This window comes from Stenotrophomonas humi (genome assembly GCF_001431415.1).
GTDB lineage: Bacteria > Pseudomonadota > Gammaproteobacteria > Xanthomonadales > Xanthomonadaceae > Stenotrophomonas > Stenotrophomonas humi.
The window spans coordinates 186,459-200,159 of the sequence record NZ_LDJI01000025.1; the positions used below are offsets into that span (position 1 = coordinate 186,459).

A 13,701-nucleotide genomic window follows, 5' to 3' on the forward strand; every position below is an offset into this window, starting at 1 on the left:
CAGTGCGTTCGGTCAGTTCAACAACACACTGTTGTTGCGCAATGTCACTTCCCCAGCCTCACCCTCCTGCATCACCCGCAGGCGTGCGCCGTCGCGCTTGAAGCCAGCAGGCAGCGGCAGCACCACCTGGGTGGTTCGTGGCTGCAGATCCAATGGCGCTTCCAAGGCGGGAATCGCCACGCGCGCCACTTCACGACCGCGCGCATCCTCCAGCACGGCGAAGCCCGCCGCCGTGGCGACATGGCCCAGGCTGTGCACGGTCAGCCACACGCGATCGCCCTCCGCCCGCAGATCACCGCGTCCGATGCCCAGATCCGGGCGCGTCTCCACCGGCGCGCCCGGCGCCACCAACTCGAACTCGAAGATCTGCGTCTGCTTCGGTGCGAAGCGCAGATCGGTGCCGACGCTCTTCTCCAGCACCACTTCACGCACCAGCGGCTTGCCATCGATCACACCGTCGCCATCGCGATCCACGCCGCTGCTGATCCGCCAGGTTCCCGGTGCGATGTTCCAGCCGGTCAACGTCGCATCCTGCGGCTTTCCACTCACGTTGTAGGCGATGACCTTGAAGCGCTCACGTGATGGCGCATGCACCGCCAACGCCACCTGCTCGGCCCCATCGGTTTGTGCGAACTGCCAGCTCACGGTGTGGCCGGGCCAGCTCTGGTTGCGCTTGAGCGCGATACCGCCCAGACGCACGCGCTGCAGGAACTCGCTCGGTGCTTCAACACGGTCACTCCACCAATGGCCCTCGGTGTTCATGTATTCGCGCTGCGCCTTGGCCTGGATGCCATCGGCGTGCAGTTGCTGCAGGTACTTCAGGTCGCCGGTCATCTGCCAGGCGGTGATGTTGGCAAAGCCACCGCCAGCGGTGTCGGCATCTGCAATCAACTGCTTGCCCCAGTCCTGCTGCCGGCCAAGCACATCGATGAAGTTCTCACCCAGGTTGGACAGCACGCCCGGCCCGCCACGCACCACGCGGTAGTCCAGTGCCTTGAGGTACTTGTCGTCATCGCTCCAGCGCCATGCCGCCCAGAACAGATGCATGATGTCGCCGCTGCCCGAGCCCTGGTTCAACTCACCGCCACGGGTCTTGCCGGTCGCCCAGTTGATTTCGTTGGGCAGCGCCCAGCGGCCTTTGGTGTCGGTGTAGGCGTGGGCCAGATAGCCGTCAGCCAACCCGCTGACCAGTTTGCGGCCAGTGGGATCGGCGTTGTAATCACCCATCAGGAATGCCGGGTGCAGGGCCGGGAACGAGTACGGCTTCTGCCACTGCCAGTTCGGCTCGCGATAGACCTTGTTGCCGCCGTACCAGTTGCTGGAGAACAACAGGTGGCCCTGCGGGTTGCGCAGGACGATGCGCTCATCGAATGCCTTCACCGTTGCCATCAGGCGTTCCACGGTGAGCGGATCGCCCCAGTTGAGGTACAGCATCGCGCTGTTGGTGTTGATGCCTTCTTCGTAAGCATGCAACTCATCGGTCTCGATGGTGCTCAGGCCATTGGAGAACATGCCGTTGCGGTACACCGCATCGGACAACGCGGTCAGCGAGGCGTTGAGCTTTTCCGGCTGCACGCCCATCAGGGCAAGCCCGGGCCATTGCTGGGTCAGATCCGAATCATCGGAAATACCGCCACCGAAATCGCCGTAATCGACCTGGCGTTCGTCGATCCACCAGTCGACGAAACGCCGCACCTGCTTCAGGTCCTCCAGTTGATTGAACGCCCAGCCCGGTACGCCCTTCGGCGCCTGTGGCGCAATGAACGGCGGTTTGCCCTGGCTGTTGTAGCTGATGTAGTTCCAGTACAGCCGGCCAAGCGCGTGATCGGGATCAACCCGCAGCAGATCGCTCAGGTCGGCATAGACGCGCGCGTACAGGCCCTGCCGCTTGGAGGTGGTGTGTTCCTCGACCAGGAAGCCCCAGTTGTCGCGCACCTGGTTGAAACGGTCGGCGACGTGTTCCTTGATGGCTTCCTTGCGGTCCTTGAACACCAACCGCACTTCCGCGCCATCCAGCGATGCGGCGTTGAAGCCGGGTGCCGCCGAGGCCACCGACAACCACAGGCTGTCGGCGGTCAGGATGCGGTCGCGCAGATCCAGCCACAGGGTGCGCGCTTCGCCCGGCTTGACCGATACCGACACGTCGATCATGTCGCGTGCCGGCCAGATCGGATCCTTGATGCGGATGTTGAGTGGGATCAGACCGTCATGCGTGGCCGGCAGGTCCAGCGCCGGTATATCGATGGCCACGCCATCCAGGCCGTCGTGCATGTTCTCCCAGCTGTACGCCCAGCTGCGGATCAGCGGCTGCGCCGCCGGCGCATCGCCCACACCCGATGGAATCAGCACATGTACGATCGGCAGCGGCTTGGCCGGCAGCGAATCGGCCGCACGCGTGCGTGAGCCAGCCCCCTTGGGCAGTGCCATCACCATGCTGCGCTCGGCCGGCGCGAAGCGGCCGTTGATGTAGTTCCGCAGGGGCGCGATGTTGGTGTAATCAGGCAGCACCTTGCTGTCGATGAGATAGCGCTGCTTGACCGTGCCTTCCGGCTCGGCCGCATCGCTGACGCGGTAGCCCCAGATCTCCTGGATCGGCGTTTCCTGCTCGGTGTTGCTGAAGCGCAGCCTGCCGCCCTGCTGTTCGGCGAACTCATCCACGCTGCGCACCGCGCCCTGGCGCCGGGTGAACAACGTGCCGCTGCTGCCCTCGAGCGTGCCGAATGCCGCGCCACGGATCTCGACGCGGTTGATGCGCTCGCTGTCAGGGACGGTCAGGTCGAGATGCTGCCCGCCTTCCACATAGGTGTTCCAGTCCGGCAGCTGGAAATAGTCATTGCGCCCAGCCAGACGCGAGCGGTTGTAAACACCCGGCCAGGTGGTTTCTGCGATGCCGTCGGTTCCCTTCCACATCCACTGCTTGTTGTCCTTGACGTCACCGAACTCGATCTTGCGGATCGTCGTCACCGGCGTGGACAACGCGGGAGGCGCCACACCATCCCAACCGTGGCGGTGCCACCAGGCGCGTTGCGAGGTGGTGCCGCTTGCCGCGCTGCGCGGCTCGGCATTGCGGGCCAGCGCGGCGATCGCCGCGCCATCCAGCATGCGGTCGTAGACCCGGATCTCGTCGAAGTCACTGCCACGCAGGAAGTTGTAGCGGCTTTGCACCTGGTACGGCGCCATCACCCGTCCGGCCAGGCCCAGCTGGTCGAGCGCGGCGTCGTAGTCGCCGGTGGTTTCAGCGCGCGCCACTTCCCTGCCATCGACAAACAGCGTCACGCCCCTGTCTTCATCCCAGCCAAAGGCGATGTGCTGCCATTGCTCCGGCGTCGGGTTCCTGTCCAATTTGAACGAGACACGGGTGCGCGCGAGATTGGCATCGGTGACGAAGGCATCGAAGCCGTGGCCATTCCAGTCGATGCGCAGCCAGGCCATATCCCAACTGCTGTGGTCGGCGTAACCGACGCGGAAGATGACGAAGGGCGCGTGGCCCACCGCGTAGCGCGAGCGCCAGAAGAACGAGAGGGTGCCGCGCTCGGCCTGGATGTTGCCGGGTGCATTCCACGACAGCACACCGTCGTCCTGCCACTGGATGGCGCGGCCATGCGCACCGTCGTCGACCAGGCTCACCTTGTCCTGGAAATTGGGTACCGCATCGCCCTGCGCATGGTCGGCGACGAAGCCATGGTCAGCCGAGACGTGGAACAGCAACTGCGGGAAAGGGCTTTGCGCTGCCGCAGGGAGAGCCGTCAACAGCGCAGAAGCCAAAATCAGGGGGCGAAGCGTGGAGCGATAGGAGCGTCGTGACATCGTGCGTCTCTTGGAGACGTGCGGGAGTGAGCTGTTCCGCACGCGGTGGGCCAAGTTAGCGACGCCAACGCGTCTGCACATTCTGCGTCGCACCATCATTGCCCTGCCCCGGCATTGCGCCGGGGCAGGTGTCTTACATCAGCATCTGCACATCAGAACTTGTAACGCAGGCCCAGCGTGTACTGGCGACCGGTTTCGCTGTACTCCAACGGCAGCGACACGCTCGGGTTGGCAACCCAGGATTCCTGCGCCTCGTTGGTCAGGTTGGCACCTTCCAGGCTGATCTCCAGCTGGTCGCTGATGCGGTAGCGGATCGACGCATCCAGGAACGTGGTGCCACTCTGGCCATGAACACCCTGGGCAGCGCTGTCAAAGCCCGCTTCCGTGCCTGGCACCTGGATCAGGTAGTCGTCGCGGTTGGTGGCCGAGATACGGCCGGACCAGCTTTCGCCTTCATAGAACAACGTCGCGTTCCAGGAGTTCTTGGACAGGCCGGTGAGATCGGTCTTCTGCGCGGCGACGCCCGTGCTGGTCACGTACTGGATCTTGGATTCCACGTAGGTGTAGTTCAACTGCGTACCGAAGTTGGACCACTTGCCCGGCAGGAAGGTGAACGGCTGGGTGTAGTTGAACTCCACGCCAGTGAGATCGCCACCGGGGGTGTTGACCGGAGTGCTGAACACGAAGTCGTCCGTGACACTTGCATTGAGGTTGTCCAGCAGGCTGGCTGGCAGACCGCTGCTCGAGTACGGGCGGGTTTCGCGGGTGTTCTGGATGAAGCTCTCGATGTCCTTGTAGAACAGGCCAACACCGAGCATCGCGCCCTCTTCGAAGTACCACTCAAAACCGAGGTCGGCGGTCTTGGCGCGCACCGGGTCCAGCATCGGGTTGCCGCCGCTGACCGTCTTGGCACTGCCGCTGACGCTGACCGTGACGCCCGGGGTCAGGCTGCCCAGGCCCGGACGCGACATCACCTTGGCGGCGCCAAAGCGGATCAGGAAATCCGGTGTGATCTCGGCTACCAGGTTCAACGATGGCAGGAAGTCGTTGTATTCGCGACTCACCGTGGTGCTCACCGGCGTACCGCTGGCCGTAGCTACGCCCGTGGAGGTCTGCTTGGTCTTGACGTAACGCGCGCCGATGTTGCCCGACACCGGTATCGAACCGACATCGAAGCCGAATTTGCCCATCAGCCAGCCACCACGGTCCTGCTCTTCCACGCTGCGGATGCTGGCAGCGTAGTCCGCGAGCGCATAGATACCTTCGCCGCTCAGGATGTCGAACTCATTGGCGATGCCGTTGAAGTTCGGCACCACCCACTTCCCCGGCGAGCCGGACATGCCCTGCAGGCTTGCCAGTTCAGTCATGTTGACCGGTACGATCTTGCTGCCGTTGAAGGTCGGCACGGTGGTTTCGTTGCCGACGCGACGACGCTCCATCGAATCAAAGCTGAAGTTCTTGGCCTGGATGCCACCTTCCAGCGTGAACGACGGGCCCATCACCCACGAGAATTCCAGCTGACCATTGTCAAAATCGTTGGTGACGTAGTTCTGGCGCAGACGGATGGTGGACAGCGTCCAGCCATTGGGATCGGTGGGATTGATGCCGTAGTTGAACACCGGCTTGTTGGCGTTGCCACGGTAGTCGTAGCTGTAGCCATCTACGTTGAGCTTGTCCATCATGATCGTGGCCTGGATCGGGTTCTCGTGCTTGGAGCGCGAGGTACCCACCTTGCCGGTGATGGTGAAGTTGTCGGTCAGCCTATGCTCGCCGTCCAGGCTGATCTGGTAGAAATCGGTGGTCCACTCGTCGTGGCGGTTCTCGGCGCGGATGTCGACGTTGTCCATCTGTGCGTAGACCAGTGCGCCGTTGCGCACCTCACCGTCGTTGACCAGGATTTCCCGCTTGCCGAGTGCATCGGATTTGCTCAGACCATTGGCCTCGATGTACTTCTCGTCACGCTTGGCATCGATCTTGGAGTACAGCGCATCCAGGCTGAAGGTAGTGCGGTCGCTGGGCTTGAACTGCAGCGCGCCGGTCACGCCCAGGCGCTTCTGGTCGTGTTCCATCAACGTATAGCGCGGGAAGCGCGGTGCGTAGACATCCGAACGCAATGCGTCCTTGAACGGCGAAGCAGCGTTGAAGCCACCGTTGGTGGTGCCGCCGGCCCAGCGCACGGTACCGGTGCCCTCTTCCACCGTTTCACGCTCGGAATACGCCACCGACAACAACGCACCGAACTTGCCATCGGCCCAGCTGTTGGAAATCAGACCGGCAAAGCGCGGCATCGCCGACTGCGAAGCATCGTTGTAACCGGCCTGCACGTTGCCGACGATGGTCAGACCGTCATAGTCGAACGGTCGCGCGGTACGCAGATCGACCGTGGCACCCAGCGAGCCTTCTTCCACATCGGCCGAGGCGGTCTTGCGCGCGATCAGCTGGGTGAACAGGTCCGAGGCGAACACATTGAAGTCAAAACCGCGGCCGCGATTGGTGCCGCCCTGCCCGTCGCTGCTGCCAACCGTGCTCAGTGCTTCCAGGCCGTTGATGCGCACGCGGGTGAAATCCGGGCCCAGGCCACGCACCGAGATGTTGCGGCCTTCGCCGCCATCGCGGGTGATCACCACGCCGGGAATGCGCTGCAGCGATTCGGCCAGGTTGCTGTCCGGGAACTTGCCGATGTCTTCGGCGACGATGGCGTCCACCACACCCGCCTCGCCACGCTTGATATCCAGCGCCTTTTCGACGCTGGCGCGATAGCCGGTGACGGTCACAGCGTCCAGCTGGGTGGCCGCGGTGCCGGCATCCTGGGCGGCTACCGTGCCCGCCTGCAGGGCCAGGCTGATGCCCAACGCCAGCAAGGTAACCGGTGTCTTTTTCTGCGCGTTACGTGGATACATATGCTTCCCCTCTCCAAGGTCTACATGCGAATCGATTGTCAGTTATGTGGTGCTGATGGCGGATGACACCGCTAGTCAAAACGGAAAGTAACAGCTGCGTGAAAGGGGAGCATCTTGCAGTGCAGCAGGGCATATATCGGCTGAAAACCCCTGTCCAAAGGACATTCCGGGGCAATGGAACGACCAGGCGAGGGGACAGAACACCTCGAATGACACCGCTAGCCAAACGGTCATGCCATCATGCCGGCCGGATCGACGGTGAGCAGGAGTCCTGATGAGTTCCACCCGCATTGTCTGTTTTGGCGAGCTGTTGCTGCGACTGGGCGCCCCCGGCAACCAGCTGCTGCTGCAGAGCCCTTCCCTTGATGTGCATGCCGGCGGTGCCGAAGCCAATGTCGGCGTCTCGCTGGCCCATTTCGGCCATGACGTGGCGATGGTCAGCGTGGTTGCCGACAACCCGCTCGGCGCCGCGGTCACCGGCGAGCTGCGCCGCCACGGCGTGGACACCGGCCGCGTACGCCGCAGCGAGGGCCGCATGGGCCTGTACTTCCTGACCACCGGCGCCGGGCACCGCCCCAGCGAAGTGGTCTACGACCGCGCCGACTCCGCCTTCGCCAGCGCACGCGCCGACAGCTACGACTGGCCGGCGCTGTTGCACGGCGCGCAGTGGCTGCACCTGTCCGGGGTAAGCCCGGCACTGGGCCTGGAAGCGGCACAGGCGACCTTGGCAGCGGCACGGGCCGCATGCGCGCTCGGCATCAAGGTTTCGTTCGACGGCAATTTCCGGCCCAAGCTGTGGGAGCGCTGGGGCGGGGATGCCAAGGCGATCCTGCGCGACCTGTTTGATTGCGCCCACATCGTGTTTGCCGACTACCGCGACATCGGCGTGGTGCTGGGCGGTGAGTTCCCGCAGGCCGACGCACCGGCGCGCGTGGACGCAGCCGCTGCCATGGCATTCGCTGCGTTTCCGCGCCTGCAATACATGACCTGCACGCAACGCACCACGCACAGCGTGGGTCATCATTCGTTGGGGGCGATGCTGCTGGGCCGTGACGGCACCCGAGCGGTGGCGCCACAGGAAGAGCTGACCGATATCGTCGACCGCATCGGCGGTGGCGACGCGTTTGCCGCCGGCGTGCTGCACGGCCTGATCGAAGGCCTCGACGCCGACACCACGATCCGCTTCGGCCTGGCCGCTGGCTGCCTGAAGCATTCCATTCCCGGTGATTTCAACCCAGTCGGCGTGGCCGACGTGATGGCCCTGATGGGCGAAGGAAAGTTCGATGTCCGGCGCTGATCCGCGCGTACGCGCAATCCTCAAACTGGCGCCGGTGATTCCGGTGTTCACCCCCGACAACATTGATGATGCCGTGCAGGTGGCACATGCACTGTTGCGCGGCGGCCTGCCGGTGATCGAAGTAACGCTGCGTACGCCCAATGCGATGGAAGCGATCAAGGCGATGGTCGAAGCCGTGCCCGATGCTGTCGTCGGCGCTGGCACCGTGCTCGATGCCAAACAGCTGGAGCAGCTGAAAGCCGCAGGCGGCCGCTTTGCCGTATCGCCGGGCGCAACCGACCGGCTTTACGCCGCCGCGCGCGACGCCGACCTGCCGTTCCTGCCTGGCGTTGCCACGTCCTCGGAATTGATGCGCGGCCTGGAATACGGGCTGGATACGTTCAAGTTCTTCCCGGCGGTACAGGCCGGTGGCGCCGCCATGTTGTCGGCGTGGAATGGCCCGTTTGGCGATGTGCGGTTCTGCCCGACTGGTGGCATCAGCGCGCAGACCGCTTCGCAGTTCCTGCATCTGCCCAACGTGCTGTGTGTGGGCGGTTCGTGGTTGACCACGCGTGAGCTGTTGCAGGCACGCGACTGGACGAAGATCCAACAGCTGGCACGCGAAGCGGCGGTGTTGCCGGGCTGATTGTGCGGGCCGGGGAGGGGGGCAGTTGCTGCTGCCTTTCTCCTCTCCCCCTGCGGGAGAGGATGCCGAAGGCAGGAGAGGGGACTGGCGAAGCCGTGCTTCCGGCGTTGCGCGTTTCTCACTCCTCTCCACTCACTCCTGCTCTCAAAGCTTCAACCGCCGATACAGCGTGCTGCGATTCACCCCCAGCCGCTTCGCCGCCTGGCTGACATTGCCATCGCAGGCATCCAGCGCGTGACGCATCGCCTCCAGTGTCTGTGCCTGCAGATTGCCATCGCCAAGCGGGGCAGGGGACAGGCGCGGTGCATCGCGCAGGTACTCCGGCAGCATGTCCACGGCTATCTGCGCATCGGCGTCGGTCAAGGCCACCAGCGTGCGCAGGCAGGCCACCAACTGCCGCAGATTGCCCGGCCACTCATATGCCGCCAGCGCCTGCATCACTTCGGTTGAAAGCACACGCGCCTGCGCCAATGGCTGCCACAACGCCTGCACCAGGGCCGCACGGTCATCGTTCTCGCGTACCGGCGACAAACGCAGTACGTGGTCGGCAATGCGGTAGTACAGGTCCGAACGAAAACGTCCTTCAGCCATCGCCTGCTGCAGGTCGCAATGGGTGGCGCAGATCAGGGTGAAGTCCAGCTTGACCGGCTTGCCACCGCCCAGCGGTGACAACTCGCGGTCCTGCAGCACACGCAACAGGCGCGGTTGCAGCGCGAGCGGCATGTCGCCGATTTCATCCAGGAACAGCACGCCGCCCTGCGCCTGCCGCAACAGGCCCTGGCTACCCTGACGACGGGCGCCGGTGAAGGCGCCTTCCTCGTAGCCGAACAGTTCGGCTTCGATCAGTCCTTCCGGCAACGCTGCACAGTTCACCGCGACGAATGGCTTGGCCGAACGACTACCCTGTGCATGCAGCGCGCGCGCCGCCACTTCCTTGCCGGTGCCAGTCTCGCCCTGCAGCAGCACCGGCAATCCCGCTTCAAGCACCCGTCCGGCGCGGCTGAGTTGTTCACGCTGCTGCGTATCGAACACGGTGGCGCTCGCTGGCGCCAGCAGGGTGCCTCGCGCAGGCGACACCGCCGCGCTGGCCACCGTTGCGTGCTGTCGCGTGCGCGGGCCATCCACCGTGCCGCGCAGAATGCGACCACTGCGATCCTGCAGCAGGCCGTCGTCGCGCATCCGTGACAGCGGCGCTTCGAACAACGCTTCGTAGGAGGCGCGGCCGATGTCGCCATGCTCCAGTCCAAACAGACGCAGCCCGGCACCGTTGGCAGCCACCAGGCGGCCGTTGCGGAAACCCAGCACACCTTCGCCCGGGGTATCGAGCAGGGCAGGGTCGTGATGCAGCCGCAGCAGTTCGCATTCGGCCAGGCCGTCCTCGAAGAAACGGTGCTCGATGCGGCTGGCCGCCAGCCGTGCCAAGCCCAGCGCATGCATCTGCTGCACGCTGGCCGGGCCGGTGATGTCGAGCACGCCGGCGACCTGCCCGTGGGGGTCGAAGATGGGCATGGCCGAGCAGCTGAGGATGCCGTGGGGAGCGAAGAAGTGTTCGCCGCCACGCACTTCCATCGCGCGGCCTTCGACGATCGCCGTGCCGATGGCGTTGGTGCCCACCGCCGCCTCGCTCCAGCACACGCCAGGCATCAGCGCCACGCGCCCGGCCTTGTCGAGAAAACCGGCGCTGCCTTCGGCATTGAGGATCCAACCGGAGGCGTCGGTGAGCAGCACGATGCTGCCGGTACTGGCCGCGTGCGTCGCCAGGCCGTCGATCTCGGCGCGGGCCAACCGCCACAGACGCTCGTGGCTGTCGCGCAGTTCGCGCAGGTTCTGGCCGGGCAGGGGTTCCAGCTGCGGCTGTGCATCCACCGCCAGACCGCTGCGCTGACACCGCCGCCACGATTGCAGGATGGTGTCGGGCACGGTGCCCACGGGCAGGGTGCCGCGCTCGAAGAACGAACGACGGGCATTGCCCACGCGATGTTGTGGTGCCAGCGCCATGAAAACTCCTGTGTCGCAAATTGCGACAGGTGTTCAACCCTGTGTCCCGATTAACACCACACCCGACGGGCGACTGCAACGCATGCGCCCGCCGCGCCGCGGCAAATCCCGGCTGACAACGCCGCCGCGACAGCCTATACGGCATGTCGCGGCGCAGCACGACGAAGTTGGCATCGCCCTTGCGCTCTGTGTCGAGCACACCGCCACGTGCGGCCCCAACCAACGCAAGTCTGGAGATGCCAATGAATGCTGTTCCCTCCACCAAGCCGCAGGCCACCGATCCGCAGTCGCTGTTCAAGCCGCGCTACGGCAACTACATCGGCGGCCAATGGGTGGCCCCGCGCAGCGGCCAGTACTTCGACAACACCACGCCGATCACCGGCAAGGTGCTGACCGAAGTCGCCCGCTCCAATGCCGAAGACATCGAACTGGCACTGGACGCCGCGCACGCCGCCAAGGACGCCTGGGGCGCGACCTCCACCACCGAGCGGGCCAACATCCTCAACCGCATCGCCGACCGCATCGAGCAGAACCTGGAGCTGATCGCGCACGCCGAAACCTGGGACAACGGCAAGCCGATCCGCGAAACGCTCAACGCCGACGTACCGTTGATGGCCGATCACTTCCGCTACTTCGCCGGTGCCCTGCGCGCGCAGGAAGGCAGCCTGTCGCAGATCGACAACGACACCGTGGCCTATCACTTCCACGAGCCGCTGGGCGTGGTCGGGCAGATCATCCCGTGGAACTTCCCGCTGTTGATGGCGGCGTGGAAGCTTGCCCCGGCGCTGGCGGCCGGCAACTGCGTGGTTCTCAAGCCGGCCGAACAGACCCCGGCCTCGATCCTGGTGCTGATGGAAGTGATCGGCGACCTGCTGCCGCCGGGCGTGCTCAACATCGTCAATGGCTTTGGTCTGGAAGCGGGCAAGCCGCTGGCCAGTAGCCCACGCATCGCCAAGATCGCCTTCACCGGCGAAACCAGCACCGGCCGGCTGATCATGCAGTACGCCAGCCAGAATCTGATCCCGGTGACGCTGGAGCTGGGTGGCAAATCGCCGAACATCTTCTTCGCCGACGTGATGGCCGAGGACGATGATTTCCTCGACAAGGCGGTGGAAGGCTTCGTGATGTTCGCCTTCAACCAGGGCGAGGTGTGCACCTGCCCGTCGCGGGTGCTGATCGAAGAATCGATCTACGAAAAGTTCATGGAGCGTGCACTGGCACGGGTTGCGGCGATCAAGCAGGGCAATCCGCTGGACCCCAACACCATGGTCGGCGCGCAGGCCTCCGAAGAGCAGCTCAAGAAGATTCTGTCCTACATCGAGATCGGCAAGGCCGAAGGCGCCGAAGTGCTGATCGGTGGCGAGCAGAATCACCTGGGGGGCGACCTGGCCGACGGCTTCTACGTCAAGCCAACCGTGTTCAAGGGCCACAACAAGATGCGCGTGTTCCAGGAGGAAATCTTCGGGCCGGTGGTGTCGGTGACGACCTTCAAGACCGAGGAAGAAGCACTGGCCATCGCCAACGACACGCCCTATGGCCTGGGTGCCGGGTTGTGGAGCCGCGATGCTTCACGCCTGTACCGCATGGGCCGTGGCATACAGGCAGGCCGCGTGTGGACCAACTGCTATCACGCCTACCCGGCGCACGCGGCGTTCGGTGGCTACAAGCAATCGGGCATTGGCCGCGAGAACCACAAGATGATGCTCGACCACTACCAGCAGACCAAGAACCTGCTGGTCAGCTATTCACCGAAGAAGCTGGGCTTCTTCTGAACCGCGCCCCCACAGGCATGCCGGTTTGATGACGATCAAGGCACCGGCATCGGGCCGGTGCCAGAGTTCCATTCCACGCCGTAGAAGGAGATGCATGCATGAACAGAACCATGAAGGCTGCCGTCGTACGTGAGTTCGGCAAACCGCTGCATATCGAGGAAGTGGTGGTGCCCCGGCCGATGGCCGGCGACATCCTGGTCAAGATCGAAGCCTGTGGCGTGTGCCACACCGATCTGCACGCGGTGGAAGGCGACTGGCCGGTCAAGCCCAACCCGCCCTTCATTCCCGGCCACGAAGGTGTCGGCCATGTGGTGGCGGTGGGCGCTGGCGTTACCCACATCAAGGAAGGCGACCGGGTCGGCATTCCGTGGCTGTATTCGGCCTGCGGCTACTGCGAGCATTGCCTGGGTGGCTGGGAAACGCTGTGCGAGGCGCAGCAGAACAGCGGTTATTCGGTCAACGGCGGCTTCGCCGAGTACGCACTGGCCAATGCCAACTATGTCGGCCTGTTGCCCAAGGAAGTGGGCTTCATCGAAATCGCTCCGGTGCTGTGCGCTGGCGTCACCGTGTACAAGGGCCTGAAGGTCACCGACACCAAGCCCGGCGACTGGGTGGTGATCTCCGGTATCGGCGGCTTGGGCCACATGGCCGTGCAGTACGCCAAGGCAATGGGCCTGAATGTTGCGGCGGTGGATATCGACGACAACAAGCTCAAGCTGGCCGAACGGCTGGGCGCGACGGTCACAGTCAATGCACGCAACACCGACCCGGCCAAATTCCTGAAGAAGGAAATCGGTGGTGCGCACGGTGCGTTGGTGACGGCGGTTTCGCCCAAGGCGTTCGAGCAGGCACTGGGCATGGTGCGGCGTGGCGGCACGGTGTCACTCAATGGCCTGCCGCCGGGTGATTTCCCGTTGGACATCTTCGGCATGGTGCTCAACGGCATCACCGTCCGCGGTTCGATTGTCGGTACCCGCCTGGACCTGCAGGAGTCGCTGCAGTTCGCTGCGGAAGGCAAGGTTGCCGCCACAGTCAGCACCGACAAGCTGGAGAACATCAACGACGTGTTCACGCGCATGCACGCCGGTCAGATTGAAGGGCGCGTGGTGCTTGATCTGAGTGCTTGATCTGAATGATCTGGTTTTGGGAGCCGCAAAGCTTTACCCCTCCCCAACCCTCCCTTTGGCTTTGCCAAAGGGAGGGCGCTGAAGCGGCTTTCACTGCCATCTGACAGCTCGAAGCGGTCTGACAATGCACATGAACTGCCCCGCCCTTTGGCAAAGCCAAAGGGCGGGTTGGGGG

General features: G+C 64.3%; 7 protein-coding genes. 4 read left to right on the forward strand and 3 right to left on the reverse strand.

Annotation, left to right across the window (positions count from 1 at the left end; translation table 11 throughout):
• Positions 1-12: 12 nt before the first annotated feature.
• Positions 13-3,807, reverse strand: a complete 3,795-nt coding sequence (locus ABB26_RS13360) for a LamG-like jellyroll fold domain-containing protein (protein WP_083490831.1) — start codon at positions 3,805-3,807, stop codon at positions 13-15.
• A gap of 152 nt (positions 3,808-3,959) precedes the next feature.
• Positions 3,960-6,707 carry a TonB-dependent receptor gene (locus ABB26_RS13365; RefSeq protein WP_057634931.1) on the reverse strand — a complete coding sequence of 916 codons (2,748 nt, stop codon included), beginning with the start codon at positions 6,705-6,707 and terminating at the stop codon, positions 3,960-3,962.
• A 274-nt stretch (positions 6,708-6,981) separates the two neighbouring features.
• On the opposite strand from ABB26_RS13365, the gene ABB26_RS13370 reads away from it, so the two are divergent.
• Both ABB26_RS13370 and eda read left to right on the forward strand, forming a co-directional pair.
• Positions 6,982-8,004, forward strand: a complete 1,023-nt coding sequence (locus ABB26_RS13370; protein WP_057634933.1) for a sugar kinase — start codon at positions 6,982-6,984, stop codon at positions 8,002-8,004.
• Positions 7,991-8,629: a bifunctional 4-hydroxy-2-oxoglutarate aldolase/2-dehydro-3-deoxy-phosphogluconate aldolase gene (eda, locus tag ABB26_RS13375; protein WP_057634935.1), complete on the forward strand. Its 639-nt coding sequence runs from the start codon at positions 7,991-7,993 to the stop codon at positions 8,627-8,629. The genes ABB26_RS13370 and eda overlap by 14 nt, the downstream gene beginning before the upstream one ends.
• A 144-nt stretch (positions 8,630-8,773) precedes the next feature.
• Here eda and ABB26_RS13380 read toward each other — a convergent pair whose 3' ends face one another.
• Positions 8,774-10,627 (reverse strand): sigma-54-dependent Fis family transcriptional regulator, encoded by a 1,854-nt coding sequence (locus ABB26_RS13380; RefSeq protein WP_057634937.1) that lies wholly within the window; start codon positions 10,625-10,627, stop codon positions 8,774-8,776.
• 242 nt (positions 10,628-10,869) lie between these two features.
• On the opposite strand from ABB26_RS13380, the gene adh reads away from it, so the two are divergent.
• Both adh and adhP read left to right on the forward strand, forming a co-directional pair.
• A complete protein-coding gene (gene adh, locus ABB26_RS13385; RefSeq protein ID WP_057634939.1) occupies positions 10,870-12,399 on the forward strand; it encodes an aldehyde dehydrogenase in 1,530 nt (509 codons plus the stop codon).
• 98 nt (positions 12,400-12,497) lie between these two features.
• A complete protein-coding gene (gene adhP / locus ABB26_RS13390; protein WP_057634941.1) occupies positions 12,498-13,526 on the forward strand; it encodes an alcohol dehydrogenase AdhP in 1,029 nt (342 codons plus the stop codon).
• Positions 13,527-13,701 lie beyond the last annotated feature (175 nt).